Raw genomic sequence first — 25,837 nt, 5'->3', positions numbered from 1 at the left:
CGCGCTACTTCTGCGCCGCGTGGGAGCGCGTGCCCAGCGCTGAGGTGAACGCCCAGGCATCCTCGACGATGGTGCGCAGGTCCGTGCGCGCCGGGTCCCACCCGAGCTCGGCGCGGATCTGGTCGGAGGAGGCGACGAGCGCCGCGGGATCCCCGGCACGGCGCGGGGCAACGCGCGCCGGGATGTCGTGGCCTGTGACCGCGCGGCACATCTCGATCACCTCGCGGACGGAGTAGCCCTCGCCCGAGCCCAGGTTGAAGATGTGGTGGGTACCAGCCGCATTGCTTTCCAGGGCGAGCAGGTGGGCGTCAGCCAGGTCCCGCACGTGGATGTAATCGCGCACGCAGGTGCCGTCGGGGGTGGGCCAGTCGTCTCCGAAAATCAAAATTTCGTCCCGGTAGCCCAGTGCCACCTGCAGCACGAGGGGGATAAGGTGCGTCTCCGTGCGGTGGTTTTCCCCGGCTGCTCCGTGCGCACCGGCCACGTTGAAGTAGCGCAGACTCGTCGCGCCCAGCCCGTACGCCACGCAGTAGGAGGCGATGGCGTAGTCGATCGCGAGCTTTGTCGCACCGTAGGTGTTGGTCGGGCGGGTGGGGCAGTCCTCGGTGATGGGAACCTGCCCGGGCTCACCGTAGGTCGCGGCGGTGGAGGAAAAGACCAGGTTGGTGACACCGTGCTCCCGCATGGCGTCGAGAAGTTCGAGCGAGACAACGAGGTTGTCGCGCCAATATTCGGCCGGAACCTCCATTGACTCGCCGACGAGGGAGCGTGCGGCGAAGTGCACGACGCCGTCGAAGCCCCCAGCGGCGAGGACGTCGTCGATGTTCTCGCTGATCGTGCCTTCGACGAGCGTGGCCCCCGGCGGTACTGCGTCGCGGTTGCCGGTGGAAAAGTCGTCGATGATGGTGACCTCGTGGCCCGCGTCAAGCAGCACCGCAGCGCAGACGCTGCCGACGTAGCCTGCGCCGCCGGTGACAAGAACTTTCACAGCCTTCGAACCTCTCCCGCTGCCTTAAGAAGTGGGGATCACTCGCAGGGCGTGCGCGAGTTCCTTGCGCAGCAGCACGCGCTCGCCGTTGCCACCGGTGACGGAGACACACCCTTTCTCCGGGCCGTTTTCCACCGTGACCACGGCGCCGACGCCGATGCCGGCATCGTGGAGGATGGCGAACTGCTTCTTATCCAACTGCAGGATCTCACTCATCTGCACGACTTCGACGCTCGTCGGGGTATCGGTGGCGACGTCGCTTGCGCGCTCTCCCAGCTCGAGGTCGGGGGTGGATTCCACGCCGAGCTCATCGAGGGCTGGGATGGGGTTGCCGAAGGGGGAGCGGTACGGCTCGTTGAGCACGGCGACGACGCGCTCTTCCACATCCTTGCTCATGACGTGCTCCCAGCGGCATGCCTCCTCGTGGACTTGCGTGAGATCGAGCTTCAAAACGTCCGTCAGTAGGCGCTCGGCGAGGCGGTGCTTGCGCATCACCTCGGTGGCGCGCTGTCGGCCAGTGGTGGTCAAAGACAGCGAGCGGTCCTCCTCCACGACCATGAGGCCGTCGCGCTCAAGGCGGGCAACGGTCTGGGAGACTGTCGGCCCGGACTGCTCCAGCCGCTCGGCGATACGCGCCCTGAGAGGGATGATGCCCTCCTCCTCGAGCTCGTATACGGTCCGGAGGTACATCTCGGTTGTGTCTACAAGGTCGCGCACGATTCGTCATCCTTATCTAAAACGCACTGCCCGGGAAGCCGAGCGGGGAAGGCCGGGCTGGATATACAGGGCGCCGTTGAGCGGCAACCCGACCTGCCTGAAAAGGGAAAAGCACCACCCATCCTATCCGAGGGACGCGGAATGGGCCGTGCTTGCGGGAAGGGCGGGGGTGGCGGCGCGACCCCCAACGCGTTCTGGCTACAGGGCGTAGTCGCGCAGGCGGGCGGCACGCTCGCCGACGCGCAGCTTCGACATCACCTCGCGCTCGATCTGGCGCACGCGTTCGCGCGACAGACCGAACTGGCGGCCGATCTGATCGAGGGTCCGGGGCACGCCGTCGTCGAGCCCGTAGCGCAGCCGGATCACGTCCTGCTCGCGCTCTTCCAGGCCCCCGATGATGTCCTGGATATCGTCGTGGCGCAGCGTGGACACAACCGCGTCCTCGGCGTCGGTCGCCTCGGCGTCCTCGATGAAATCACCCAGCGGGGCCTCCTCGTCGGCGCCGACGGGCATGTCCAGGCTCACCGGGTCGCGCGACTGGCGCAGCAGCATCTCGATCTTGGATTCCTCGATGCCGGACTCCTCCGAGAGCTCCTCGTTGGTGGGTTCGCGCCCGAGCGACTGGTACATCTCGCGGCGAATACGCGAGAGCTTGTTCACCTGCTCCACCAAGTGGACCGGCAGACGGATGGTACGCGACTGGTCAGCCATACCGCGCGTGATGGCCTGGCGGATCCACCACGTGGCGTAGGTGGAAAACTTAAAGCCCTTCGCGTAATCGAACTTTTCCATGGCGCGAATCAGGCCCAGGTTGCCCTCCTGGATGAGATCCAGCAGCGGCATCCCGCGGCCCGTGTAACGCTTGGCCAGGGAGACGACGAGGCGCAGGTTCGCCTCCAGCAGGTGAGCACGCGCCTTGCGGCCCTGCTTGGCTAGAATCTTGTAATCGCGCTTCTTTGCGCGGGTCAGCTGCACGTCTGGATCGTCTAAAAGGTGCTGGGCGTAGAGGCCAACCTCGATCTGCTGGGCGAGCTCTACTTCCTGCTCCGCGTCCAGCAATGCGGTTTTTCCGATACCGTTGAGGTAAACGCGAACCAGGTCGGCCGAGGGGTTGTCGTTCGTCTGGTTTCGGCGGCTGCCGCGGTCGACGGCCTCCTCACTGTCGACTGCCAAGTCATGATCGGGTTGGGTCATGGGTGCGTGCCTCCTAAAACAGCGGGTATCTATGGAGGCAACGCCCGAGGGACGGGTTTTGTTCCCGCCCTCGCATTTTAATTGTCTTATGTTTCCACCAGGAGAGTAAAGGGGCCTTCGTTGACGCTGGAGACCTGCATCATTGCGCCGAAGCGCCCCTCCTCTACGTGGACGCCGCGGTCGCGCAGCTCCGCGGCGATCTTGTTCAGCATCGGCTCCGCGGCATCACCGGGCGCTGCGTCCGACCACGACGGCCGACGCCCCTTCGCGGTGCGTCCCATGAGGGTGAACTGGCTCACCAGCAGAACGCTACCGCGGACATCCTGGACCGAACGCTCCCCCTCGAGCAGGCGCAACTCCGCGATCTTGCGCGCCATTGTCCGCCACTGCTCCTCTCCGTCGTCGCGGGCCACGCCGACCAGCGCGAGCACGCCCCCGGTGGAGGGGCACTCGATCGATCCGACGACCTCGCCATCGACGGTGACGCTGGCGCTGGAAACGCGGGTGAGTACGGCTTTCACGGGCACGGTCCTTTCAAAGGGGGCTAGGAGACAATCTCCGCGATATCGGAGGGAATGAGCAGGCCGTGGCGCACGAGGTCGGTAACTGCCGAGATCGCCGAGGCGGCGTAATCCTCGGCGTCCGCGCCGGTGGACACGGCCCACAGGGAGATGATGTCGCGCAGCGGCAGGCCGTGCGGGTGCAATCCGGCGACGATGGAACGAAGCCCCGCGTCGGCCTCGTGGCTAAAGCGCGGCCCGTCGGTGCGGGTCAGGCGGATCACCTCCGGGCGAAAGCCCATGCCGGTCTCGGAATCGGCCACGCTGACCTCTTCGACAGCGAGGCCCGGGCGGACGACGTAGCGTGCGTCCGCAATGTCTTGCGCACTGGCCTCGCGTAGCCACGCTGCGCGCTCGAAGTACTCCGCAGCCTCCGGTGCGAGAGGGTCCGTAAAAGGTTGCGGGATTTCTTCTGCCGTCACCTCGGTCGGTGCGTCCCCAATCGCGCGGATGAATACCCAGCCAAAGCCGATCGCGCGCACGTCGTTGTGGCGGAAGTGCGCGAGCCAGCGCGCTGTTTTCTCGATGCCCTCGCGCGAGCGCGGGTCGATCGAACCGTCCTTCAGCCACGTGGAGACGTACCTGCCGGGGTCGACCACGTCGCGCTGCACCACCCACGCCGACACGCCGCGCGGCGGCAGCCAGGACGCGACCCGGCTGCGCCAGCTGCCGTCGGCGGTGTGGACCCAGGCACCGAGGATGTGCGCCGTGCCGCCGGGGTTGAGGTGGTCCGGGGCCTCGCTGACGACGAGCTGTGTTGCGCCGTCAAGGTCCAGGCCGGAGTCGCGGTAGACGTGCCCGACCGTAGGCGGGCCCACGACGAAGGGCGGGTTGATGACGATTCTGTCGAAGCGCTCCCCGGAGACCGGCTCGAACCAGGGCCCTTCGCGAAGCTCCACGTTGTCGATACCGTTTGCCGCCAGGTTCGCCGCAGCGAGCTCGAGAGCGCGAGCGCTGAGATCTGTGGCCACGACTCGGGTGGCGCAGCCGGACTGCGCCACCGCCTGCACGCCGGATCCTGTGCCGAGGTCGAGGACGCTGTCAACGGGCTCGCAGGAGGAGGCTGACAGCAGCGACAGGGAGGCGGCGCCGACGCCGAGCACGTGGTCCGGGCCCGGGACGTGCTCGGTGGTGGAGGCATCGAGGTCGGAGACGATGAGACGGTTTTCCCCCGCGATGACGTGGGGGCGCACGTCGAGCGCCACCCGGATTTCGCCGGAGGGAAGCGTGGCGGCGAGTGAGGCGTCGAGAAGCGAAAGCGTCAACCGCGAGCCGATGAGATCGGCTAAGGCTTCTCCGGGTACCGCCTCGCGCAGGAGGAAGAAGCGGATGAGGCCCGATAGGCGTGACCCGTCCTCGCACGCGGCGAAGACGACGCCGGGCTCGCCGCGGAAGAGCGCTTCGGTCGCGTCCGGGCCGAGGTGAGCGGCGATTGACTCCGTGGTGAACCCGGCGGAGCGCAGTTCGTTGGCGAGAGTGGAAACCGCGCTGGTCAACGGCGTCGGTTCAGTCACTGGGGCTCCTTTTCTCGGGCGGGGGCTCGGGCGGGTTATTGTCGTCGTGCTCGATGATAGTGGGCGCCCGAGACTCCTCCGCCTCACCGGCATCGAGCTGGTGCTGCCTGCGCTCCTCAAGACGCTGGTACTCGCGGGCGACGGCAGGCTTATACACGTTCCGGCTTCTCGTGTCGCGCTTTTCGCCCTGGCCGTTGCCGATCATGACGGCGATCCAGGGCAGGGGAATGGAAACGACGAAGAGAATCCCCGCCAACCACCAGTTGTCCTGGTACCAGGCGAAAAAGATGGCCAGAAGGATAAACGGCAGGCGCAGGCCCTGCAGCACGAGGTACGTTCTTTCGCGGCTGCGCAGGTTTTGCTCGGGCGTGCGCGTGGCATCCGTGATCAGCTCCCGCGGGCGGCGGCGCAGCCGGCGGCGGTGCGGTGCTGCATCCGCCTCGACGTCAACCGTCTCTGGGCGAGGCCGTCCGGGGCCAGAGAAGTTCTCGTCAGCGGTGCTCATGCAATCCGAGGGTAGCCCTCGGCCACCTGCACGGCTTAAACTCCGGGCTCTCTTGGGGCATGATGGGGAGTGTGACTACGACGACGAAAACTCTGGAGCGCACTGGCACCGATGTGCGGGAGGACACCTCGTCAGGGATCGACGACGGCACCCCCAAGTTCTTCCACTACGTAAAGAAAGACCAGATCGTGGACTCGGCGATCTCGGGCAAGATGGTTGTCGCCCTGTGTGGGGAGACCTTCCCCGTGAAGAAGCAGGCCAAGCCGGGCTCACCCGTGTGCCCGAAGTGCGAGGCGATTTACAAGGGGCTGCGCCGGAAGTGACCCAGCCCGCCGCCGGGCCCTCGCTGCGCGCTTGGCAGCGGGAGGCCTTTGATTCATTTATGGCCACGAAACCCCGCGATTTCCTCGCGGTGGCGACCCCGGGCGCGGGCAAGACGACCTTCGCCCTCACCCTCGCGAGCTCGCTTCTCGACGACAAAACAGTGCAGCGGGTGATCGTCGTCGTGCCGACGGAGCACCTGAAGCACCAGTGGTCGGATGCCGCGAAGCGCTTCGGTCTCTCCCTCGACGCCAACTTCACTAACTCCTCGGCCGTCAACGCGGCCTACGACGGCATCGTGGTGACCTACGCGCAGGTGGGGATGCACCCCTTCAAGCACAGGGCGGTGGCCTCCGCGCGGCGCACCCTGGTCATCTTGGACGAGATCCACCACGCCGGCGACGCGAAGAGCTGGGGCGACGGGGTGAGCGAAGCCTACGACGACGTCGAACACCGTCTCGCCCTGACCGGCACGCCCTTCCGCTCCGACGATTCAGCCATTCCTTTCGTGCGCTACGAGGAGGACGGCGAGGGCCACCGGGTCAGCCAGGCGGACTACACCTACGGTTACGCGAACGCGCTTGCCGACGGCGTCGTGCGCCCCGTTGTCTTCCTCGCCTACTCCGGCGAGGCGCAGTGGAAGGACTCGGCGGGGGAGGAGTACTCCGCCCGCCTCGGCGAGCCGCTCAACGCCGAGCAAACGGCGCGGGCCTGGAAGACGGCGTTGGATCCGAAGGGCGACTGGATCGCCGCGGTGCTCCAGGCCGCCCACACCCGGCTGCAGCGCCTGCGCTCGCACATCCCGGACGCGGGCGGGCTGGTCATCGCCACCGACAAGACGACGGCCCGCGCCTACGCGAAGATCCTGGAGGCGCTCAGCTCCACCCCGGTGACCGTCGTGCTCTCGGATGAAGCGGGGGCGTCGGAGCGCATTGACGAGTTCTCCGCTTCAACCAACGAGTGGATGGTGGCGGTGCGCATGGTCTCCGAGGGCGTCGACGTCCCCCGCCTAGCGGTGGGCGTCTACGCCACTTCGGCGTCGACCCCGCTCTTTTTTGCTCAGGCCATCGGGCGTTTCGTGCGTTCGCGGCGCCCCGGCGAATCCGCGTCGGTGTTCTTGCCGTCCGTTCCTGTGCTCTTGCGTCTGGCGGAGGAGATGGAAGTCTCGCGCGACCACGTGCTGGGCAAACCGCACCGCGAATCGGGCTGGTCGGACGAGCTGCTCGAGCAGGCCAACCAGACGCGCAACGAGCCGGACGAGCCTTCCTCCTACCAGTCCATCGGCGCCTCCGCGGAGCTGGACTCGCTAATTTTCGACGGCTCCACCTACGGCACCGGAACCGCCGCCGGATCGGCGGAGGAGCAGGACTTTTTGGGTCTGCCGGGCCTGCTTGACGCGGAACAGGTGAAGTTGCTGCTGCGCAAAAGGCAGGCGGATCAGCTGGACGCGCGCGAGGCCGAGCAGCGGGCGCACAGGGCGGCGGAGAGAAAATCCCGCGAGCAGGCGGCAGTCCTGGGTGCGACCATCACCCCACAGCCGGCGCCGCGAGAAGGGGCGAGGGAAGAAAAAACCGCTGTGGACGAGATCGGCGACCTGCGCCGAGAGCTCAACACGCGGGTGTCCATCGTGGCGGGCAAGACGGGGCGGCCGCACGGGGCGATCCACACTGAGGTGCGCAAGGCGTGCGGCGGGCCACCCACGGCGCTGTGCAGCGCGCAGCAGCTGCGCGACCGCATCGCCTACCTGCGCGACTGGTAAGGGGGGACTGTAGCTGGAGCCTAGTCCAGGTAGTCGCGCAGCACCTGGCTGCGCGAGGGGTGGCGCAGCTTGGACATCGTCTTGGACTCGATCTGACGGATGCGCTCGCGGGTGACGCCGTAGACCTGCCCGATTTCGTCCAAGGTGCGGGGCATGCCGTCGGTCAGCCCGAAGCGCAGGCGCACGACACCGGCCTCGCGCTCAGAAAGCGTGTGGAGCACGTCCTGGAGCTGGTCCTGCAAGAGGGTGAAGGACACCGCGTCGACCGCGACGACGGCCTCCGAGTCCTCAATGAAGTCGCCCAGTTGGCTGTCGCCCTCGTCGCCGATGGTCTGGTCCAGGGAGATCGGCTCCCGCGCGTACTGCTGGATTTCCATCACCTTCTCCTCGGTGATGTCCATTTCCTTCGCCAGCTCCTGCGGGGTGGGCTCGCGCCCGAGGTCCTGCAGCAGCTCACGCTGGATCCGGCCGAGCTTGTTGATGACCTCCACCATGTGAACCGGGATACGGATGGTGCGCGCCTGGTCCGCCATCGCGCGGGTGATCGCCTGGCGGATCCACCACGTGGCGTAGGTAGAGAATTTGTAGCCCTTGGAGTAGTCGAACTTTTCCACGGCGCGGATGAGACCGAGGTTGCCCTCCTGGATCAGGTCCAGAAACGCCATGCCGCGGCCGGTGTAGCGCTTTGCCAGCGAAACCACGAGGCGCAGGTTGGCCTCGAGGAGGTGATTCTTCGCCTTGCGGCCGTCGCGGGCAACCGAGCGCAGGTCGCGCTTGACGGCTGGGGTCAGCTTGGCGTCCTTGTCACCTGCGGCGGCAGCGCGCTCCATCTCGTCGAGGCGGTGCTGGGCATAGAGCCCGGCCTCGATGCGCTTGGCCAGGGAGACCTCCTGCTCGGCGTCGAGAAGAGCGACCTTACCAATCTGCTTCAGGTAAGCGCGCACCGAATCCGCAGACGCGGTGAGCTGGGCGTCCTTGCGGGCTTGGCGCAGTGCGGCGGATTCTTCGATGTCCCACACCGACGCGCCTTGGTCTCCTGTCTCTTCCTCGTCCTCTGACTCCTCGGCGTCCTCGGCCCCCTCGTCGAGGCTTTCCTCGTCGTCGAGGTCTGAGTCGAGCTCGCCGTCCATGCCGAACTCCTCTTCGTCCTCGCCTTCTTCGTTGGCGAGCAGCGGGTCGAAGTCCTCGTCGTTTTCGTTTTCGTTTTCTCGGGCGTCGTCGCGAAGCGTCAGGTCCTCGTCCACCTCGGCCGCGGCGTCCTCGGTGGGGTGCTTGGCGGTGGTCTTTTTCGCCGCAGTCTTCTTCACCGTCTTCTTCGCCGACGCCTTGGCCGCGGTTTTCTTGACAGCTGTTTTCTTCGCAGCGGTTTTCTTCGCAGTGGTCTTTTTTGCGGCGGTTTTCTTCGTCGCGGTCTTGCGCGCAGACTTCTTCGCGGTCTTAGTGGCCGTTTGGGTAGCGCCGCCACCTGCGACACCGCCAAAGCTGCTGACGGTGGTGTTCTCGGAAGTTTCGCTGGTTGCCACGTACGCCCTTTCGCCTCGTCGGTTCTTGCGTTCCGCACTCTTAGACACCCCAGAGTACGCAAACGGGGTTGCTTCTTCAGGACCGACTCGTATAACGAACGCTGGGTTCCGTCTATTCCGCGCCCTTCGAGGCGGCTGAGGAACACCGGAACCCGCGTGAGTTGTCCATATTCGCCGCCCCACCGTACCCGATGCCGCGCGAAGGGGTAGCGTCGGGTCGCCTTCGCTTAGCGACGCCCGACCAGCCCCCCTACGGCGCGACGTGCTGCGCGGCGGCCATGGCAGCGCCGACGATTCCGGCGCGGTTGCGCAACCGGGCAGGCAGGACAGGGGTGCGAACCGTGAGGTGGGGGACCCATTTGTCCGCCTCGCGGGAGATCCCGCCGCCGACGATGAAGGCCGCCGGATTGAACAGACGCTCGAACTCGCTGAGCACCGCGTCTACCCGTCCCGCCCACGCGGCGAAGCCGAGGCCGTCGCGGTCCTTCGCCGCGGAGGACGCGAGGTGTTCGGCCTCGGTGCCGTCGATAAGCATGTGCCCGAGTTCGGTGTTCGGAAACAGAACCCCATCGGTGAAAAAGGCTGAGCCGATGCCGGTGCCGAAGGTGAGAAAGATCACGGAGCCGCTGCGCGCGGCGGGCTCGCCGTAGGCGACCTCGGCCAGACCTGCGGCGTCGGCGTCGTTGAGGATGGCGAGGCTGCGCGCGCCCAGGTGCCGCGCGAGAAGGTCGTGGCAGTTGGTGCCGATCCACGAGTCGTCAACGTTTGCGGCCGTTAGGGCGATTTGGTCGCGGATCACCGAGGGCAGGGTGATGCCGACGGGCCCGTGCCACCCGGCCTCGTCCACGATGCGCGCCACGGTGGTCGCGACTGCCTCCGGCGTTGCCGGCTTTGGCGTCGCGATCTTGCGCCGCTCGCCGATGAACTCGCCGGAGCGCGGGTCCACGAGTGCGCCCTTGATGCCCGAGCCGCCGACGTCGACGCCGAAGGCGTGATCATGCGGGGCGAGAAACTCGTGGGCAGCGGGGCTTGTCATGGGCGTAAGCATACAAAACTCCCGCGCGGCGGGCGGGCGCTGCGGCAGTGGGGCACGATGGGGGTATGGGTGACCGACACCACCCGCTTCCGACCGACCTTGTGGAGATCTGCGTGAGCGTGGCGGGCGAGGCCGCTGCGCTCGTCGCCAACCGGCGCGCCGACCTCGTCTCGGCAGGGCGCCGGATCTCCGCCGAGACGAAGTCGAGCGCCGTCGACCCCGTCACTGAGGTCGACCGGGCGGCCGAAGAGTTCGTTGTGTCCCGCCTCACCCAGCTACGCCCGAACGACGGGCTACTCGGCGAGGAGGGCGCCCGCCGAGAGGGGGCAACGGGCGTGGAGTGGGTCATTGACCCCATCGACGGCACCGTTAATTTCCTCTACGGGCTGCCAACGTATGCGGTATCGCTGGCCGCTGCGGTGGACGGCGACGTCGTGGCCGGCTGCGTGGTCAACGCGGCCACGGGGGAGAGCTACCGCGCCGCCGCTGGCAGTGGCGCCAGCGTCGTGCGCGAGGGGAGGGCCCACGGGCTGAGAGTATCCGCGGCCGAGGACGTGGCCCACGCTCTCGTTGCCACCGGCTTTTCCTACGACGCAACGTGGCGCGCGGCTCAAGCCGAGATCCTTGCGCACCTGCTGCCGCGGGTGCGCGACATCCGCCGGATGGGCTCGGCGGCGCTTGATCTGTGCGCCGTGGCCGAGGGGCGCGTCGATGCGTATTACGAGCACGGCACTCACCCCTGGGACTGGGCGGCCGGGGCGCTCATCGCCGCCGAGGCCGGGGCCGCGGTGCGGCACCCGAGCCTGCGCGGGAGCGGAGTTGGCGAGATTGTTGTCGCCGCCGCGCCCGGGATCAGCGCCGATTTTCATGCGCAGCTCGACGCGGCGAAAGCCCTCGATGCCCTGCCACAATGAGGCCCTGAACAATGTTGTTCACCAGCGAAGATGACAGGGCTTGGGGGATGCTTTAGTATTCCGCTGAAAAGCGCTGGACAGCGAGCCGGGATGAACGGTCGCGCGGCGAAACACGGCAACGAACACGCCACACGGAACACCGGGGGTACCCCGCGCTGCCTGTGGCAGGTGCGAAGGAGAATCAGATGGCTACCGACTACGACGCCCCCCGGCGTCGAGTGGAAGACGAGATTGAAACGGACTCGCTCGAAGGCCTGAAGGCCGCCGAGGCAGCGGGCTCGAGCATGGACGAAGACGGCGAGATCGTCGACTCCTTCGATATTCCCACCCAGGATCTGTCCGGCGAAGAGCTTAACGTCACCGTCGTGCCGCGCCAGGACAACGAGTTCACCTGCGCATCGTGCTTCTTGGTACAGAAGAAGTCGCGCCTGGCCTACACCGAGCCCGACGGCAGCAAGATCTGCCTTGACTGCGAGTAACGTGCCCTAGCTGCGCTGGCCCGGCACGAAGGCGTCGAGCAGGGCGGCGGGGTTTTTCGAGGCGATGAGCCAGTAGGGCGTCGGATCCTCCGGGTCGTCGAGGACGAGCAGGGCGTGCTCCTTGACCCAGCCGTGGGTGACCAGGAAGGCAGCGGGATCGAGCTGCCGTCCGAGCGCGTTGCGGCGCGCCGAGGCGGGAACCGCCATAGAACGCGAGACGACGGAGGCGGGGAGGTTCGCGCCGTCGACAAGCAGCCAGCGGGTGCCGTCCGCCTCCTGCTCCACGCGGACCTCCGTGCGAGACAGCCACATGAGGAACCAACCGACGAGGGCGCCCATGGCCACCAGCGGAATCACGAACCACCACACGTTGCGGTTCAGGGCGAACTGCCCCGACAAGATGAGCACGAGGGCCGCGCCCGCGAGCCACATGTACCACGGAACCCACTGACGCTCGCGGTAGAGGACGCGTGGCACGGTGCTTCCGGCGGAGGTGCCGTCTGCTTCGGTCGCAGTGTTATCCATCACGGGTCAAACTTTAGTTCAGGCTACCTGGTTCGTGCCGTAGGGTAGGCGGGGTGAACCACGATGACTATCCGCCCGTGCCCCCTGTGCGCCCCGTACCTCCCGTGCGCATTGTGCGCCTCGACAAAGACCTCCCGCTTCCGCAGCGCGCCCACACCGGCGACGCCGGGGCGGACCTGTACTCGGCGGAGAGCCTCACCCTGCAGCCAGGGCAGCGCGCCCTCGTACCCACCGGGATCGCGATAGCCCTGCCGATGGGCACAGTGGGGCTGATCCACCCGCGCTCGGGCCTCGCGGCCAAGCACGGGTTGAGCATTGTGAACACGCCCGGCACCGTCGATTCGCAGTACCGTGGCGAGATCAAGGTGTGCCTGCTCAACACCGACCGGGATACGCCGATCGAGATCACGCGCGGCATGCGTATCGCCCAGCTAGTCGTCCAACGTGTCGAGCTGGTGGACTTCGAGGAGGTCGACGCCCTCGATGCGACCGAGCGCGGGGCCGGGGGCTACGGCTCTACGGGCACGCACTGACCCTGGGCCCTTCCGGTCCGAAACGTTAGAGTCGGAGGGGACAGACTTGAGAAGAACACGATTGAATCTGCGCGGGCGCGGGCGCGTCCGGGAAGGGGACTGCGAAATGGCACTGTGGCCGTTTGGTAAGCACGCTGGGAAAGCTGACAAGGCGGGGCACGCCGAAAATGCTGGGGGCGCCGGGAACGCTGAGGCGAGCGGGGTGCCGGCGCCTGAGCAGGAGGCCGCTCAGCCTGTTGAAGAAAGCGCCGAGACCGCGCCCACCGAGGCGGAGGGCGGCCCCGTTGTCATCGCCCACGACGCGATCAACGGCTCTACCGGGCCTTTCGACGGCGACTCGGTCAAGATCGAAGACTTCGACTTCAGTGATTTTTCGCAGGCCACGCTGGACTTGTCGTCGGTGCGCATCCCCTTGCCCAAGGAGTCCCAGGTGCAGGTGGAAATGGGGGAGGCGGGCCCGAAGATGGTCCACATCGTCACCCGCTTCGGGCGCGCGACCCCGGTCGCCTTCGCTGCGCCGCGCACCGGCGGGCTGTGGGAATCCTCCTCCGCGGAAATTATCGAGGGGATGCGCGCCGAGGGCATGCCCGCCACCTTTGAACCTGGCCCCTGGGGCCGCGAAATCGTGGGCACGGGTGCGAACGGCGTGATCCGCATTATCGGGATCGAGGGGCCGCGTTGGCTCTACCGCCTCACTCTCGCTGCCCCCAAAGGCAAAGAGGACGAGCTGACCGCGCTCGGCCGGGACATGGCGGCGCGCAGCTTCATCTACCGGGGCAACAACCCGATCCTGGCTGGCAACTCTCTGCCGGTGGTGCTGCCCAAGCAGCTCGCGGCACAGGTGCAGCAGGCCGTCCGGCAGCGCGAGGCGCACCAGCGGGCCCAGCAGCAGGGCGGACAGCAGCCCGGCGTGGCGCCGAACCCGAACGCCTTGGCAGAGGCACTGCAAAGGCTCGCTGATAACCGCAACAACGGCGCCCAGTGATGCCCCTGGACGGTGACCTGACCCCCGGCGACGTCCTAGACGTCGAGCTCACCGGGATGGCCCACGGCGGGGAGGCCCTGGGCGCTGCGCCGGACGGGCGCGTCGTCTTCGTGGGGGGCGCGCTGCCCGGCGATCGCGTGCGGGCGCGGGTGGCGAAGGTAAAGAAGCGGTGGGCACGCGCTGAACTTGAGGCGGTGGAGCAGCCCTCGCCCATGCGCGCCGCCCCTGCCTGCCCCGCGGCTGCGCGCGGGGCCGGGTGCTGCGATTACAGCCACGTGGCACCGGGCTCCCAGGCAGAGCTCAAGCGCGAGGTGCTGCTCGGCCAGCTCGGAGCACTGTCGCGGCGCTCCGGTGTGCTCGACGGTTTCGACGCCGCCGCGCGGATGGAACAGCGCGCCCTCGAACCGGCGCTCGGGTGGCGCACCAGGGTCCGCCTAGGCGTGGACTCGAGCGGGCGAGCGGGTGTGCGCAAGACGCGGTCGAACGAGCTGGTGACCTCGGTGGCCTGCGCGCAGGTGGCCCCAGGGTTGCTGGAAGGCATAGTCGGCGAGGGCGCACGACGGTTCACCCCGGGCGCCGAGGTCGTCGCCGCCGTCGACGCGGATGGGCTGCGCCATGTTGTAGAGACGAAACGGGCGCAACGCGGTCGCCGGGTAGAGCGCATCGAGACCGTCGTTGAGGGCAGTGGGACGGTCACCGAGCGCGCCGCGGGGCGCGAGTTCCGTTTCCCGGCCACGGCCTTCTGGCAGGCCCACGTTGCGGCGCCGGAGGCGTACACGAGGATTGTCGAAACATGGGGTGCGGGCGAGTACGAACGCCGCGTAGGCTGGGACCTCTACGGCGGGGTCGGCTTGTTCGCCCCCTCCATCGTCCGGGCCCTCGGCGGCGGGAGCGTGGACACCGTCGACTACTCCCCGGCGGCGGCGCAGCCCCAGCCGGGTATGGCAGGAAGCGACGTGACGCGGCACGCCCGTCGCGTCGACGAAGCGTTGCCGGGGCTGCCCGCGCCGGGGCTTGTCGTCCTCGACCCGCCGCGCGCCGGGGCTGGGGAAAAGGTGGTGAGCGGAATTGCCGCGGCTGCCCCGGCGCGGGTCATCCACGTCGGCTGTGATCCCGCCACCTTCGCCCGCGACCTGGCCACGTGGGGGCAAAGCGGTTACCGGGTCACCCGCATGGAGCTCATCGACGCTTTCCCCGGCACCCATCACTTCGAAGCTATTGCCTGCCTCGAACCGGCTGGGCGGGACGAATCGTGGCTGAATCGTGGCTGAGGTGACTGGCGTGTAATATCGCACGAACTGGGGCTACGGGCGCGTAGTGGGCCCCGCCCCGCTGTGTTGTCGCCCGCAATGTTGTCGCCCGCAATGTTGTCGCCCGCAATGTTGTCGAAGGAGTGCGGAGGTACGGTGAGACTGTTAGACACGATCGAGTCGCCGGCGGACCTGAAGGCCCTCTCGCTCGCCGAGCTGCGCGAGTTGGCCGAAGAGATCCGGGTGCTGCTCATCGAGAAGGTCTCGGCCACCGGCGGCCACCTCGGCCCCAACCTCGGCGTGGTCGAGTTGACCATGGCGCTGCACTACGTGTTCGACTCGCCGAGTGAGCCGATCATCTTCGACACCTCGCACCAGTCCTACGTGCACAAGATCCTCACCGGCCGCTCCGGACAGTTTGACACTCTGCGTCAAAAGGGCGGGCTGTCGGGCTACACTAGCCGCAGCGAGTCCGAGCACGACTGGACCGAATCCTCCCACGCCTCGGCGGCGTTGTCTTATGCCGACGGGTTGTCGAAGGCGAAGCGCCTCGCCGGGCTCGGACACAACAACGTGGTGGCCGTCGTCGGCGACGGCGCGTTGACCGGCGGGATGTGTTGGGAGGCGCTGAACAACATCGCTGACGGTGACCGCAACGTCGTCATCGTTGTCAACGACAACGGGCGCTCCTACTCGCCAACGATCGGCGGAATCGCCAACAGCCTGTCCAACCTGCGCAGCCAGCTCGCTGCGATCCGCATTCAGCCGGGCTACGACGAGGTGATGGAGTCCGGCAAGCGCACGCTCAAGTCGCTCGGCTGGGTGGGCGAGCGCACCTTCGATGCCCTTCACGCGCTCAAGGAGGGCGTGAAGCACCAGGTGCTGCCCACCGAAATGTTCGCCGACCTGGGCATGAAATACGTCGGCCCAGTTGAAGGGCACGACCTGAAAGCCCTGACCAGCGCGCTCAGCTACGCCCACGGCTACGACGGCCCGATCATCGTCCACGTGGTCACGGAGAAGGGCCACGGCTTCGCGCCGGCGGTGAACAACCAGGCGGATCAGATGCACTCGACCGGGGCGATCGACCCAGTGACGGGGGAGGCGCTGAAGGCCACGGCGCCGGGGTGGACGTCGGTATTTTCCGAGGAGCTTCTGCGCGCGGCGCACGAACGCGACGACATCGTGGCGATCACCGCGGCCATGGCCGGGCCGACGGGTCTTGCCCCCTTCGGGGAGAAGTTCCCGGAGCGCTTTTTTGACGTCGGCATTGCGGAGCAGCACGCGCTCACATCCGCGGCCGGCATGGCGCTGGGCGGGCTGCACCCAGTTGTGGCCATCTACTCGACCTTCCTCAACCGCGCCTTCGACCAGCTGCTCATGGACGTTGGGCTGCTCGAGCAGCCGGTCACGCTCGTACTCGACCGCTCCGGAGTCACAGGCTCCGACGGGGCGAGCCACAACGGCGTTTGGGACCTGGCGCTCACCTCGATCGTCCCGGGCATCCGGGTTGCGGCGCCGCGCGACCCGGCGCGGCTGCGCGAGGAGTTCCGCGAGGCGATCGCGGTCGACAACGCCCCAACCGTCGTCCGCTTCCCCAAAGGCAGCGTTGGCGCCGACATTGACGCGCTCGAAAGGACCCCCGGCGGCCTCGACATCCTGATCACGCCCGAGCAATCGCTTGACGACGCCCCCGCGGACGTCCTTCTCATCGCCGTCGGAAGCTGCGCTGCACCGGCCGTCGAACTTGCCGCTGACTTCCGGGAGGGACCGGTGGCCCTCACGGTCGTGGACCCGCGCTGGGTGGTCCCGGTTAACCCCGAGATCGTTGAGCGTGCCGCAGAGGCAGACGTGGTGGTCGTCTTCGAGGACGGCGTGGTCCGAGGTGGCGTGGGTTCTGCTGTCGCCGAGGCACTCAGCGCGGCGGAGGTGGACACGCCGGTGCGCCGCCTGGCGTTTCCAGACCTGTTTCCGGCGCACGGCTCCCGGAGCGAGGTGCTGGAAGAATACGGCCTCGACGCGGACTCAGCCGGGCGCGCGATCCGTGGCTGGGCCGACGAACTTCTGGAGCGCAGGGGCCCGCGGCCCTAGAAGCCAGCGGAGCGCAGTGCTGCGGCGATGGGGGCGGCGGTGTAGTGCGCCTGCCAGCTGCGCGCCCCGCGGCCACGTAGCTCGCCAGCGATCTCGTGTGTGCCGTTGCCGCCGGGATTGTGCGTGGCGGCCCATACGACCTCGCGCATAATTGCTGGCTGCAACAGCGTTTCCGGGGCCATTCCGAGCTCGGCGGCGACGTCGCCCACGGCCGCGCGTGCCGCGTCCAGCGCCGCCCACGACTCTGGGTGGAGCTCCCGCCACGATCGCTTCCCCGGCGTTTTCCCCGGCGCCGTGGCAGCCCGCTCTGGCCACGTGTGCGGGTCCTGATCAAGCGCGGAGCCGATGACACGCGACCATGCCTCGGCGGCCCCGCGGCGGCGCCGGGGAAAGCCCCGGGTGCGGGCGGTCTCCGCGGCGGAGCGGGGCTGGGTGCGCGCCAGCTCGATGAGCACGCGATTTGGCAGCACGGCGCCGGGGGCGGTGTCGGTGGCGCGGCCGTGCGCGTCACGCGCCTGCCACAGGGCGCGAGCCACCTGCAGTTCGGCCCGGCTGCGTAAGGCGGAGACCCCTTTGGCGTCCCGCCACGTCTTCGGGCCGGGCGCGGGGCGCGCGACAATGTCCGCGAACTCCTCCTCGGCGTAGCCGAGCAGGCCGCGATCGTCGAGGTAGACCGCCTGGGCCTCGGCGAGTTCGTTGAGGTAGATGACGTCAAGCGCCGCGTAGTCCTGCCACGCACGTGGAAGCGGCACCGTCGACCAGTCCTCGCGGCCGTGGCCCTTCTCCAAGCTCACTCCCACAAAACGTTCGACCATCGCGGCCAGGTTCGGGTGGGAAAAACCGCCGATACGCGCGGCGAGTTCGGTGTCGAAGAGGGAGCCGGGTGTCAGGCCAAGGGCGGCCAGGCTGGGTAGATCTTCGCCCGCAGCGTGGAGAATCCAGTCGCCGCCGCTGATAACGGGCGCGAAGATGTCGCGGACGGCGTCGCGGTGGCCCTCCGGGGCAATCAGGAAGGTTCCCGCGTCGCGGCGGTGCACCTGCACCAAAAAGGCGCGGTCGTCGTAGCGGTAGGCCGAGGCGCGCTCCGTGTCGAGGGCGAATGGGCCGCGTCCCCGGGAAAGGGCGCTGGCGGCGCGTCGATAAGCATGCGGCTCGGCGACAAGCTCGTAGTCGGGCACGCGCGTTTAACGTGCCTTGAGCTCGGTGACGTCCTCTGGCGGCAAGCCCGCCACGTGGGCCAGCACGGCGGCGAAGGCCTCGACATGGCCGGTGAGGTCGATGCCCTCGGCGGTCCAGGAGGCGCGCATCTCCAGCTGGTAGGCGCGCGGCGGGCCCCCAATCTCCCCGTAGCGCACCGACGCGGTTGACGTTACCGTCCCGCCGAGGTTCGTGTGCCCGGCGCCTGCCTCCGCAAGCGACTCCGTGAGCCATTGCCACGCGACGTCCGGCAAAAGCGGGTCGGAGGCCACGGCATCGTCCATGTCGGCCTGGATGTAGGCGACCAAACGCATCGACCCCTCCCAAGCCTCCTCGGATCCGGGGGAGTGCAGCAGAATGAGGCGCCCGAAGGCGTCGCCCTCTGAATCCGTGGGCACACTTGTGCGGGCGGCCTTGTTGGCCTCCCTGTCGACCTCGAGGCCGACAGCGTGGCTAAACGGGGCCGGGCGCTGCGGCGGGCGGATCTCCCCGAGGGTGATCTCGGGACGCAGCTGCGCCGCGTGCATCGATTCCGCGGCGGCAGTGAACTCCGCCGGGGTGGCCTGGCCCGGGCCGCTATCCCCCGGGGCCGCGGTCAGCCCGGGGTTGGGGGAGGAGGTGTCGGAATGTGTCACGCCGTTCACGGTAACCCACCCGACCCAGGGTGCCGGGGGAGGCGCGCCGTGTGGGGGGCAGGCCGGGGAGTAAGGTGGAATCAGACTTTAGTTTGATACACCCCGCGGGGTGGGAAAGGTTGGCTTCCATGGCTAAAGACATCGACTACGACGCACTGAACAAGGTGCAGCGCTACACCCAGTGGGTGACTTTCCGGGCGATCCCGGGGGCGCTCGGCACCGATCGCTCCGAGATCACCGCCCAGGCACAGCGCTTCTTTGCGGAGCTCGAAGCTGCCGGAGACGTTACCGTCCGCGGCATTTACGACGTCACGGGAACCCGCCCCGAGTCCGACTTCATGATCTGGTGGCACGCCGAGAACTTCGAGCAGATCCAGAAGGCGCTGGCGGACTTCCGCCGGGAAACCACCCTGGGGCAACTGGTCGAGCTCGGGTGGATCGGCAATGGCCTGCACCGGCCGGCGGAGTTCAACAAGGCCCACCTGCCAGCCTTCATTATGGGCGAGGAGCCCCAGGAGTGGATCACCGTCTACCCCTTCGTGCGCTCCTACGACTGGTACATCCTGCCCCCGGAGGATCGCCGCCGCATCCTTGCAGAGCACGGCCGCGCCGCCGCCGACCACGGAGACGTGCGCGCCAACACCGTCGCGTCCTTCGCCCTCGGCGATTACGAGTGGATGCTCGCCTTCGAAGCCGCCGACCTGGCGCGCATCGAGGACCTGATGCACAAGATGCGCTACACGGAGGCCCGCCTGCACGTCCGCGAAGAGGTGCCCTTCCAGACCGGCCGCCGGGTCGCCGACATCAGTGAGGTCATCGCGGTACTGCCGTAGGCGGGTGCGTCTGCTCGGCCCCCCCCCAAAGCGACTTAGCCTGGGCGTCGTAGGGCGTAGCGGTGCGTTGCGGTCGACCATGGTCGACCGCAGTGGCAACTGGGCGCGTCACCCCGGGAAGTGTCGGGGCCCCAGGAAGAGCGCCTAGTCCTCGACCGGCTTCTCCTCCAGCGTCAGGGAGATCGAGTTGATGCAGTAGCGCAGGTCGGTGGGGGTGTCGTAGCCCTCCCCGGCGAAGACGTGGCCGAGGTGGGAGTGGCAGTTCGCGCACAGAACCTCGGTGCGCACCATGCCGAAGGAGCGGTCCTCGCGCTCGATGACAGCGTCGCCGGCGAGGGGGGTGAAAAACGTCGGCCAGCCGCAGTGCGAGGGGAACTTCTCGGTGGAACGGAACAGTTCGGCGTTGCAGGCGCGGCAGCGGTAGATGCCCTCGGTGGTGGTGTTGGTGTACTCACCAATCCCGGGGCGCTCGGTGCCGGCCTCGCGCAGGACGTGGTACTCCTCAGGCGTGAGCTTTTCGCGCCACTGCGTGTCGGTGTAGTCCTTAAAGTTCGAGGGGTCAAGCATGAGCCGCCCTTTCTGTGTCGGTTTCGCGCACGAAGGCTGCGGCTGCAGCCCACGCCGCGACGGAAAGTATGAAGATTGCCCACCCGGCTGTGGGTAGGAATGTGCCCAGCCAGGCCCCCACGTCGGGGAACCGCGGGCTCTCCCAGCGCAACGGAGATAGGCACAGGATAATTCCCACCCACGTCGCCGGGGCATGGAGGGGGCTGCTCCGACCCAGCACGGTGAAGATCGCAGGAAACAGCATCATCGAGTAGTACGCCTGCCCGAGCGAGGACAAAAGGCAGACACCTGCGATAAGGACACCCGCGCTTGTCGACGCCCACATCCACCCCGCAGTCCATCGGAAGCGGGAGAGGGCGACAACTGCGACGACGACGGCGGCGGCGAGAAGAATAAAAAGAATCGCGTGCAGCCATCCGGGTGCGCCAAAGTAGACGGCGAAACCGGCGAGCGAGGAGTTGGCGTAGTCGCGCGTCTGCCCCAGATAAGGCAGCAGACGGTCCACGTAGTCGCCAGCCCCGGGGGTGAGCGGCCACGCCACGGCGTTAAATATCAGCGGCACGGCGATTCCGGCGCCGAGCGCCCGCCACTGAATGCGCAGCGCGGGCAGGAGGAGCAGCGGGGCGAACATCGGTTTGATCAAGATGCACAGGCCGAGAACGATGCCGGCGGCCCACTGCCTTTCGGTGAGAAGGGCCCAGAGGAATGCCACCAGCCCCAGAAGAAGCACGCCGTTGATGTTTGCGAAGACGAGGGTGTTGGTCACGGATTCCGTCGCAAAGCCGAGCGCGAGCGCCACCGGGAAGACGGGGTGGGTCAGCCGGAAGCCGGCCATGCGGGTCAACCAGGCGAGGGCGAAGACGACAGCCGCGGCGTTGGCGAGCACGAACAGAGGCCGGACCGCATCGGGGCTGGGAGATAGGCCCAGCGGCGACAGTAGGAGGGTAGCTCCCGGGCTGTACAGGTAGTGCGGGTCGACGTGATGGTAGATCTCGTTGTAGACGGGCACGCGCTCGACGAAGCGGCGGGCGGCGGCCCACACAGTGGTGAAGTCGTCTGTGACCGACCCAGCCCACGCCAGCACGACGAGGCGGTGGATGACCAGGAGCACCGCGATGGGCCACGCGGCGGCGTTACCGGCGATGAGGGCACGCCGGGCCGGGGCTGCGGTGGGAGGCGGGGCCGGGGCGGTCCAGATTGTCTCGAGTCGGCTCGTTGTCACGTTTTCACCGTACCGGGGGTGCTGGACATTCAGGGCCGCGCCCTGCGGTAGCGGCAAAACAGCATCGAATCCGGGCCCACCTCGGCCGCCTCCAAGGCGAAGCGGCGCACGGCGGCGGAGTCACTGTCGAAGCGCAGCCCCGCCGGTCCGTCCGCCGCGCTAAGCGAGGGATCGATGGTGAGGTGCAGTACGTCCACGAGATCGGCCGCGAGAAGGCCGGAGTAAAGGGAGGGCCCTCCCTCGCAGGAGATCCGCGAGTAGCCCAGGTGGCGCGCGGCCTCGACGATTTCGGGGGCGGAGCCGGATCCGGTGGAAAGAAGGCGGGCCCCGACAGCGCGGAGGGCGTCTCGCCGGGGCGCGAGGGAGGCGTCGAGAAGCGAATGCGAGGGCGTGGCGACGGCGACGGTGCCCTCGAACAGGGGGCTCGACGTGTCGAGGTCGAGCGAAGCGCTCACAACGACGGTCGGGGTGGCGGATGCCCCGTACCCCTCGGCGCGGATGGTGCCGGCGCCGACGAGGACGCAGTCGGCCCACTCGCGCACGCCGAGAAGCAGCGCCTGGTCAGTCTCGTTGCCGAGCGCCCCGGAGGTGCCGCTTCGGGTGAAGGAACCGAAAAGGGTGGTGGCGGTGACTGCCCGAAGCTCCGGTTGGTCGGCGGGCAGAGTCGGGCCGATGAGTGAGGCGATGTCCATGGCCCAACGCTAACAGCCCCGAGCCTGGATCAGACTCGGGGCTGGTAGGGACTGAGCGGATGACGAGACTCGAACTCGCGACCCTCACCTTGGCAAGGTGATGCGCTACCAACTGCGCTACATCCGCACTCACGTGGTTGCTGCGACACTCGTGTTGCAGCGAGGTGTGACCCTCTGTGCGCGATACTGGGATTGAACCAGTGACCTCTTCCGTGTCAGGGAAGCGCTCTCCCGCTGAGCTAATCGCGCAGGCAGCCTGATGGCTTGGAGGTGGATACGGGAATCGAACCCGTGTACACGGTTTTGCAGACCGTTGCCTAACCACTCGACCAATCCACCGTGGAGTTACCTCCAAAGTACCCGGCCCCGGCGGTCGGGGACCGCCGCCATGTACTTGGAGCGGATGACGAGACTCGAACTCGCGACCCTCACCTTGGCAAGGTGATGCGCTACCAACTGCGCTACATCCGCACTCACTTGGTTGCTGCGACACTCGTGTTGCAGCGAGGTGTGACCCTCTGTGCGCGATACTGGGATTGAACCAGTGACCTCTTCCGTGTCAGGGAAGCGCTCTCCCGCTGAGCTAAACGCGCAAGCGCGGGCTCGTGCGAGCCCGGAGCGGATGACGAGACTCGAACTCGCGACCCTCACCTTGGCAAGGTGATGCGCTACCAACTGCGCTACATCCGCACCTGCACTGTGCGGCAGTCCCGCGCCTACGGGCGGTTGCTGCTTTGTGCGAGACTAAACATTATCCTCTGCCCGCCGCGGATTACAAATCGGAAGGTCAGGGCTCTAAAAAGGTCCGTGTGCCGGGCTAGGAATCACAGCGGTGTTCTTCCGGGGTGCCGTGACCGGCGCTGTGCGGGTAAAAAAGGGTCTGCTGCCTGCGGATTAGTCCCAAGCCGCGGGGCCGTGTAAAGTTCCAGAGCAGCACAGGTCCTATGGCTCAGTGGAAGAGCGTTCCGTTCACACCGGAAAGGTCGCTGGTTCGAACCCAGCTAGGACCACGGAACATAGCCCGCTCGATGTTGCACGACTCGAGCGGGTTTTTCGTTTTCCGGCAACCGCTGCCCGGACTGAGATCTGCGTCCTATGTCCAAAAGTTGATGGGAACTATCCTCGGAGGGCATACGACAACTCTCACGCTGGGTGCTGCGCCGTGTGTGTGGCTGCCCGCCCGAACTCATCGTCGAAGGAGCTCAATAATGAACCGCGTCCCCTCCCGCACCGCGTCCGCGCGCCGCATGGCAGTGGCGAGTGTCGTGGCGGCAGGAGCACTAGCCGCGCCGCTTGCCCCGTGGGCGGCAGCCCACGACTCTGTGGTGGGCGGGTCGCCGGCCGACGGGGACGTTGTGAGTGAGTTCCCCGACGAACTCACGCTGACGTTTTCCGGGCAGATCCAGGAGGGCTTCAACACTCTCGCGCTGTCGAACGCTGACACCGAGGAGGTTCTCCACACCGGTGAACCCGTCCTCGATGGCCATAACGTCACCCTGGAGCTGCCCGATGACCTTCCGGAGGAGCCCGGAAACTACAAGATTGGTTTCCAGATCATCTCCTCGGACGGCCACGCGGCGAAGGGCATGACCACCTTCACCTACCAGCCGGACGCGACGGCGGCAGCCGCGGCCGCGCCGGCCGCGGAAGAAACGGAAGAGGAGGAGGCCGCCGGCTCGCGCAACATGCGCCTGCTGGTTGCGTCCCTGGGCGTTCTCGCAATCGCTGGAGCGGCAATCGCAGTTTTGGCCAAGCGGAGGAAGCAGCAGGACTCCGGCGATGAGTTTGAGGGCTGACCGTCACGTCTAAGGCCCCAGTTTCCGTCCCGACCAACAACGGGTGAGGGCCCGGCAGGGCCTCACCAGGAGGAAAGAACACCATGAACAAGCGCATCGCAGCGGGTTTCGCCGCCATCGTTGCCGCCACGACCCTGGCCGCCTGCTCCAACGAAGAAGAGGGGGCCGAGGACAACGCAACCTCCCCCGCGGCCGCAACGCCGACGGAGAGCACCGCGGAGGAAACCACGGAAGAGACCACTGCCGAACAAGCCCCGGCTGCGGCTACGGTGGGCACGGGCGACATCCAGCTGGAAAACGGTACGGTGCGCGCGAAGACCGAGCCGGATGCGACGATGACCAGTGTCTTCGGCATCCTGCACAACACCACCGACGAGGACATCACCATCACGGGCTTCACCACCTCGCTCGGGGAGGCGCACTACGAACTCCACGAGACGGTCGACGGAGTCATGCGTCCGGTTGAGGGTGGCTTCGTCGTCCCCGCCAACGGGGCCTTTGAGCTCGCTCCTGGCGGCGAGCACCTGATGATCATGGACTATGAGCCGGAAATCCCGGCCGGCGAGACCGTCGACATCACGTTGGAGACCGCCGACGGGAACACGATCGAGCTGCCGGGCGTCGCTGTGCGTACCCTCATCCCGGGCTACGAGGACTACGACGATCACGCCGGCCACGATCACGCCGGCCACGATCACGCCGGCCACTAGCGCGGTAGTGGAGCGGGAGGCGAAGAGCTAAAGATGCGTAAGTTCGGGGCGTCGCCAGTATCGCGGCGCCGCTTCCTCGCGGGCAGCGCGGCGGTGGCGGCTACCGGGCCCCTCGCTGGCTGCGCGCGCGACGCGGCCGGTGCCCCCAGTAATTCGGAGGACAACGACGAGCCGCTCACTGGCGCGCTGGTCCCCTTCGACGGGGAGCACCAGGCGGGGATTGCGACGCCGACGCAGGCCTGCATTAACCTCGTCGGGTTTAACCTCAAGCCGGCCGTGGACGCGAAGGGCGCTGTCAGGCTCATGCGGCTGTGGACGGAGGACGCGCGGGCGCTGTGCTCGGGGCGTGCACCGCTGGGCAGCCTCGAGCCCGAGATGAACGAGTGGCCCGCCAACCTGACCATCACCGCCGGGTTCGGCGAGCGTCTGTTCGATATTGCCGCGCCGGGGGCGAAGCCCGCGTGGCTGCACGACTTGCCCGCTCTGACGCGCGACACGCTGCGGCCCGAGTGGGGGCAGACGGACCTGGTGCTGCAGATCTGTGCGGATGATCCGGTCATGGCGGCCTGGGCTTTGCGCCACATGACGCGCGCAGGCATGGATTACGTCGACACCGCCTGGGTGCAGCAGGGGTTTATGAACGCCTACGGTGCGATCCCGAAGGGGCAGACGCCGCGCAACCTGTTCGGCCAAGTCGACGGCACGGTCAACCCGCGGGAAGAGAGCGAATTCGCGGAGCAGGTCTGGATCGACGGCCCTACCGGGTTTACTGGCAGTACGGCCATGGTGGTGCGGCGCATCGCCATGAACCTCGACACGTGGGAGGAGCTCGATCGCACATCGCGCGAGGTCGCGGTGGGTAGGTCGCTTGACGACGGCTCACCGCTGACCGGCGGAGGCGAGTTCGCCGCGCCCGACATGGACGCCCGCGACGAATACGGGCTGCCCGTGATCGACAAGAACTCGCACATGGCCCGCGCCATGGCCCCCGCGGACCACCCAGAGCAGCGCTTCAAGCGCCGCCCGTACAACTACAACCTCCCGCCCGAGCCTGGCTCGGGCCAGCTGTCCAACGCGGGGCTGATCTTCACCACCTTCCAGAAGGACCCGGACGTGCAGTTCACCCCCGTGCTGGAGCGCCTCGACGAATCGGACCGGTTGAACACGTGGACCACCCACATCGGTTCCGCCGTCTACTGGGTGCCCCCCGGGACGCAGGAAGGGGCGCAGCCCGGCAGTGGGCGCGACTCGTTCTGGGGCGAGACTGTTCTGCTGGGCGCCGCCGGGTAGG

26 protein-coding genes and 7 tRNA genes are annotated in these 25,837 nt (G+C 67.5%); 13 read left to right on the top strand and 20 right to left on the bottom strand.

Annotated features, from left to right (window positions below; all coding sequences use genetic code 11):
* Positions 1 to 4: 4 nt before the first annotated feature.
* From galE to CAURIS_RS06605, 6 genes are all read right to left on the bottom strand, one after another.
* Positions 5 to 988: a UDP-glucose 4-epimerase GalE gene (gene galE / locus CAURIS_RS06630; RefSeq protein ID WP_290341124.1), complete on the bottom strand. Its 984-nt coding sequence runs from the start codon at positions 986 to 988 to the stop codon at positions 5 to 7.
* 24 nt (positions 989 to 1,012) lie between these two features.
* A complete protein-coding gene (locus tag CAURIS_RS06625) occupies positions 1,013 to 1,705 on the bottom strand; it encodes a metal-dependent transcriptional regulator (protein ID WP_290341122.1) in 693 nt (230 codons plus the stop codon).
* 198 nt (positions 1,706 to 1,903) lie between these two features.
* Positions 1,904 to 2,899, bottom strand: a complete 996-nt coding sequence (locus CAURIS_RS06620; RefSeq protein ID WP_290341120.1) for a sigma-70 family RNA polymerase sigma factor — start codon at positions 2,897 to 2,899, stop codon at positions 1,904 to 1,906.
* 86 nt (positions 2,900 to 2,985) lie between these two features.
* On the bottom strand, positions 2,986 to 3,420 hold the full coding sequence (gene dtd / locus CAURIS_RS06615; RefSeq protein ID WP_290341118.1) for a D-aminoacyl-tRNA deacylase: 435 nt from the start codon (positions 3,418 to 3,420) through the stop codon (positions 2,986 to 2,988).
* Positions 3,421 to 3,443: 23 nt separating this feature from the next.
* Positions 3,444 to 4,973, bottom strand: a complete 1,530-nt coding sequence (locus CAURIS_RS06610) for a DUF7782 domain-containing protein (protein ID WP_290341116.1) — start codon at positions 4,971 to 4,973, stop codon at positions 3,444 to 3,446.
* Positions 4,966 to 5,478: a DUF3099 domain-containing protein gene (locus tag CAURIS_RS06605; RefSeq protein ID WP_290341114.1), complete on the bottom strand. Its 513-nt coding sequence runs from the start codon at positions 5,476 to 5,478 to the stop codon at positions 4,966 to 4,968. Before CAURIS_RS06605 ends, CAURIS_RS06610 begins: the two co-directional genes overlap by 8 nt.
* 59 nt (positions 5,479 to 5,537) lie before the next feature.
* On the opposite strand from CAURIS_RS06605, the gene CAURIS_RS06600 reads away from it, so the two are divergent.
* Complete coding sequence (locus CAURIS_RS06600; RefSeq protein ID WP_290341112.1) at positions 5,538 to 5,801, top strand: DUF3039 domain-containing protein; 264 nt, start codon at positions 5,538 to 5,540, stop codon at positions 5,799 to 5,801.
* A 59-nt stretch (positions 5,802 to 5,860) separates the two neighbouring features.
* Entirely contained in the window at positions 5,861 to 7,558 is a 1,698-nt protein-coding gene (locus CAURIS_RS06595; protein WP_290343342.1) for a DEAD/DEAH box helicase, read from the top strand.
* Positions 7,559 to 7,578: 20 nt separating this feature from the next.
* Here CAURIS_RS06595 and CAURIS_RS06590 read toward each other — a convergent pair whose 3' ends face one another.
* Both CAURIS_RS06590 and ppgK read right to left on the bottom strand, forming a co-directional pair.
* Positions 7,579 to 9,081 carry an RNA polymerase sigma factor gene (locus CAURIS_RS06590; RefSeq protein WP_290341110.1) on the bottom strand — a complete coding sequence of 501 codons (1,503 nt, stop codon included), beginning with the start codon at positions 9,079 to 9,081 and terminating at the stop codon, positions 7,579 to 7,581.
* 250 nt (positions 9,082 to 9,331) lie between these two features.
* The gene (gene ppgK / locus CAURIS_RS06585) at positions 9,332 to 10,117 is read right to left on the bottom strand and encodes a polyphosphate--glucose phosphotransferase (protein ID WP_290341108.1); all 786 of its coding nucleotides are present in this window, start codon (positions 10,115 to 10,117) and stop codon (positions 9,332 to 9,334) included.
* Between the two features lie 65 nt (positions 10,118 to 10,182).
* Between ppgK and CAURIS_RS06580 the strand changes: the two genes are divergently transcribed.
* Both CAURIS_RS06580 and CAURIS_RS06575 read left to right on the top strand, forming a co-directional pair.
* Positions 10,183 to 11,031 (top strand): inositol monophosphatase family protein, encoded by an 849-nt coding sequence (locus CAURIS_RS06580; RefSeq protein WP_290341106.1) that lies wholly within the window; start codon positions 10,183 to 10,185, stop codon positions 11,029 to 11,031.
* 185 nt (positions 11,032 to 11,216) lie between these two features.
* A complete protein-coding gene (locus CAURIS_RS06575) occupies positions 11,217 to 11,510 on the top strand; it encodes a DUF4193 domain-containing protein (protein WP_290341103.1) in 294 nt (97 codons plus the stop codon).
* 6 nt (positions 11,511 to 11,516) lie between these two features.
* Here CAURIS_RS06575 and CAURIS_RS06570 read toward each other — a convergent pair whose 3' ends face one another.
* On the bottom strand, positions 11,517 to 12,035 hold the full coding sequence (locus CAURIS_RS06570; RefSeq protein WP_290343341.1) for a DUF3093 domain-containing protein: 519 nt from the start codon (positions 12,033 to 12,035) through the stop codon (positions 11,517 to 11,519).
* Between the two features lie 53 nt (positions 12,036 to 12,088).
* Here CAURIS_RS06570 and dut point away from each other — a divergent pair, with 53 nt between their 5' ends.
* The 4 genes from dut (at position 12,089) to dxs (ending at position 16,894) form a co-directional block, all read left to right on the top strand.
* Positions 12,089 to 12,568 (top strand): dUTP diphosphatase, encoded by a 480-nt coding sequence (gene dut / locus CAURIS_RS06565; RefSeq protein WP_290341101.1) that lies wholly within the window; start codon positions 12,089 to 12,091, stop codon positions 12,566 to 12,568.
* Between the two features lie 106 nt (positions 12,569 to 12,674).
* Positions 12,675 to 13,553: a DUF3710 domain-containing protein gene (locus CAURIS_RS06560; RefSeq protein ID WP_290341099.1), complete on the top strand. Its 879-nt coding sequence runs from the start codon at positions 12,675 to 12,677 to the stop codon at positions 13,551 to 13,553.
* Positions 13,553 to 14,824: a class I SAM-dependent RNA methyltransferase gene (locus CAURIS_RS06555; RefSeq protein WP_290341098.1), complete on the top strand. Its 1,272-nt coding sequence runs from the start codon at positions 13,553 to 13,555 to the stop codon at positions 14,822 to 14,824. The genes CAURIS_RS06560 and CAURIS_RS06555 overlap by 1 nt, the downstream gene beginning before the upstream one ends.
* A gap of 135 nt (positions 14,825 to 14,959) precedes the next feature.
* The gene (gene dxs / locus CAURIS_RS06550; protein WP_290341096.1) at positions 14,960 to 16,894 is read left to right on the top strand and encodes a 1-deoxy-D-xylulose-5-phosphate synthase; all 1,935 of its coding nucleotides are present in this window, start codon (positions 14,960 to 14,962) and stop codon (positions 16,892 to 16,894) included.
* Here dxs and CAURIS_RS06545 read toward each other — a convergent pair.
* Both CAURIS_RS06545 and CAURIS_RS06540 read right to left on the bottom strand, forming a co-directional pair.
* Positions 16,891 to 18,072 (bottom strand): HRDC domain-containing protein, encoded by a 1,182-nt coding sequence (locus CAURIS_RS06545; protein WP_290341094.1) that lies wholly within the window; start codon positions 18,070 to 18,072, stop codon positions 16,891 to 16,893. The genes dxs and CAURIS_RS06545 overlap by 4 nt on opposite strands.
* Positions 18,073 to 18,078: 6 nt before the next feature.
* Positions 18,079 to 18,690: a DUF3000 domain-containing protein gene (locus CAURIS_RS06540; RefSeq protein WP_290343340.1), complete on the bottom strand. Its 612-nt coding sequence runs from the start codon at positions 18,688 to 18,690 to the stop codon at positions 18,079 to 18,081.
* A gap of 164 nt (positions 18,691 to 18,854) precedes the next feature.
* Between CAURIS_RS06540 and hemQ the strand changes: the two genes are divergently transcribed.
* Positions 18,855 to 19,559, top strand: a complete 705-nt coding sequence (gene hemQ, locus CAURIS_RS06535; protein ID WP_290341091.1) for a hydrogen peroxide-dependent heme synthase — start codon at positions 18,855 to 18,857, stop codon at positions 19,557 to 19,559.
* A 144-nt stretch (positions 19,560 to 19,703) separates the two neighbouring features.
* Here hemQ and msrB read toward each other — a convergent pair whose 3' ends face one another.
* From msrB to CAURIS_RS06490, 9 genes are all read right to left on the bottom strand, one after another.
* Positions 19,704 to 20,126: a peptide-methionine (R)-S-oxide reductase MsrB gene (gene msrB, locus CAURIS_RS06530; protein WP_290341089.1), complete on the bottom strand. Its 423-nt coding sequence runs from the start codon at positions 20,124 to 20,126 to the stop codon at positions 19,704 to 19,706.
* Positions 20,119 to 21,348 (bottom strand): glycosyltransferase family 87 protein, encoded by a 1,230-nt coding sequence (locus CAURIS_RS06525; RefSeq protein WP_290341088.1) that lies wholly within the window; start codon positions 21,346 to 21,348, stop codon positions 20,119 to 20,121. The genes msrB and CAURIS_RS06525 overlap by 8 nt, the downstream gene beginning before the upstream one ends.
* A gap of 29 nt (positions 21,349 to 21,377) precedes the next feature.
* A complete protein-coding gene (locus CAURIS_RS06520) occupies positions 21,378 to 22,040 on the bottom strand; it encodes a dihydrofolate reductase family protein (protein ID WP_290341086.1) in 663 nt (220 codons plus the stop codon).
* Between the two features lie 54 nt (positions 22,041 to 22,094).
* Positions 22,095 to 22,167 (bottom strand) — tRNA-Gly (locus CAURIS_RS06515).
* A 50-nt stretch (positions 22,168 to 22,217) separates the two neighbouring features.
* Positions 22,218 to 22,289 (bottom strand) — tRNA-Val (locus CAURIS_RS06510).
* Positions 22,290 to 22,305: 16 nt separating this feature from the next.
* A tRNA-Cys gene (locus CAURIS_RS06505) sits at positions 22,306 to 22,379 on the bottom strand.
* A 56-nt stretch (positions 22,380 to 22,435) separates the two neighbouring features.
* Positions 22,436 to 22,511, bottom strand: a tRNA-Gly gene (locus tag CAURIS_RS06500).
* A 50-nt stretch (positions 22,512 to 22,561) separates the two neighbouring features.
* Positions 22,562 to 22,633, bottom strand: a tRNA-Val gene (locus tag CAURIS_RS06495).
* Between the two features lie 24 nt (positions 22,634 to 22,657).
* Positions 22,658 to 22,730, bottom strand: a tRNA-Gly gene (locus tag CAURIS_RS06490).
* 248 nt (positions 22,731 to 22,978) lie between these two features.
* On the opposite strand from CAURIS_RS06490, the gene CAURIS_RS06485 reads away from it, so the two are divergent.
* The 4 genes from CAURIS_RS06485 to CAURIS_RS06470 all read left to right on the top strand — a co-directional run bounded on the left by CAURIS_RS06485 (position 22,979) and on the right by CAURIS_RS06470 (position 25,836).
* Positions 22,979 to 23,050: transfer RNA gene (locus CAURIS_RS06485), tRNA-Val, on the top strand.
* Between the two features lie 198 nt (positions 23,051 to 23,248).
* Positions 23,249 to 23,836 (top strand): copper resistance CopC family protein, encoded by a 588-nt coding sequence (locus tag CAURIS_RS06480; protein ID WP_290341084.1) that lies wholly within the window; start codon positions 23,249 to 23,251, stop codon positions 23,834 to 23,836.
* 83 nt (positions 23,837 to 23,919) lie between these two features.
* A complete protein-coding gene (locus CAURIS_RS06475) occupies positions 23,920 to 24,546 on the top strand; it encodes a copper chaperone PCu(A)C (RefSeq protein WP_290341083.1) in 627 nt (208 codons plus the stop codon).
* 33 nt (positions 24,547 to 24,579) lie between these two features.
* On the top strand, positions 24,580 to 25,836 hold the full coding sequence (locus tag CAURIS_RS06470) for a Dyp-type peroxidase (RefSeq protein WP_290341082.1): 1,257 nt from the start codon (positions 24,580 to 24,582) through the stop codon (positions 25,834 to 25,836).
* Position 25,837 lies beyond the last annotated feature (1 nt).

Source organism: Corynebacterium auris, from assembly GCF_030408575.1.
Classification (GTDB): Bacteria; Actinomycetota; Actinomycetes; order Mycobacteriales; family Mycobacteriaceae; genus Corynebacterium; species Corynebacterium auris.
This window is presented reverse-complemented; position numbering and strand designations above follow the sequence as displayed.

Coding starts and splice junctions, on each gene's coding strand:
- msrB (WP_290341089.1), bottom strand. CDS start 20,126: ATGCTTGACCCCTCGAACTTTAAGGACTACACCGACACGCAGTGGCGC.
- CAURIS_RS06620 (WP_290341120.1), bottom strand. CDS start 2,899: ATGACCCAACCCGATCATGACTTGGCAGTCGACAGTGAGGAGGCCGTC.
- CAURIS_RS06475 (WP_290341083.1), top strand. CDS start 23,920: ATGAACAAGCGCATCGCAGCGGGTTTCGCCGCCATCGTTGCCGCCACG.
- ppgK (WP_290341108.1), bottom strand. CDS start 10,117: ATGACAAGCCCCGCTGCCCACGAGTTTCTCGCCCCGCATGATCACGCC.
- hemQ (WP_290341091.1), top strand. CDS start 18,855: ATGGCTAAAGACATCGACTACGACGCACTGAACAAGGTGCAGCGCTAC.
- CAURIS_RS06520 (WP_290341086.1), bottom strand. CDS start 22,040: ATGGACATCGCCTCACTCATCGGCCCGACTCTGCCCGCCGACCAACCG.
- CAURIS_RS06555 (WP_290341098.1), top strand. CDS start 13,553: ATGCCCCTGGACGGTGACCTGACCCCCGGCGACGTCCTAGACGTCGAG.
- CAURIS_RS06600 (WP_290341112.1), top strand. CDS start 5,538: ATGATGGGGAGTGTGACTACGACGACGAAAACTCTGGAGCGCACTGGC.
- CAURIS_RS06560 (WP_290341099.1), top strand. CDS start 12,675: ATGGCACTGTGGCCGTTTGGTAAGCACGCTGGGAAAGCTGACAAGGCG.
- CAURIS_RS06570 (WP_290343341.1), bottom strand. CDS start 12,035: ATGGATAACACTGCGACCGAAGCAGACGGCACCTCCGCCGGAAGCACC.
- CAURIS_RS06470 (WP_290341082.1), top strand. CDS start 24,580: ATGCGTAAGTTCGGGGCGTCGCCAGTATCGCGGCGCCGCTTCCTCGCG.
- CAURIS_RS06595 (WP_290343342.1), top strand. CDS start 5,861: ATGGCCACGAAACCCCGCGATTTCCTCGCGGTGGCGACCCCGGGCGCG.
- CAURIS_RS06605 (WP_290341114.1), bottom strand. CDS start 5,478: ATGAGCACCGCTGACGAGAACTTCTCTGGCCCCGGACGGCCTCGCCCA.
- CAURIS_RS06480 (WP_290341084.1), top strand. CDS start 23,249: ATGAACCGCGTCCCCTCCCGCACCGCGTCCGCGCGCCGCATGGCAGTG.
- CAURIS_RS06575 (WP_290341103.1), top strand. CDS start 11,217: ATGGCTACCGACTACGACGCCCCCCGGCGTCGAGTGGAAGACGAGATT.
- CAURIS_RS06580 (WP_290341106.1), top strand. CDS start 10,183: ATGGGTGACCGACACCACCCGCTTCCGACCGACCTTGTGGAGATCTGC.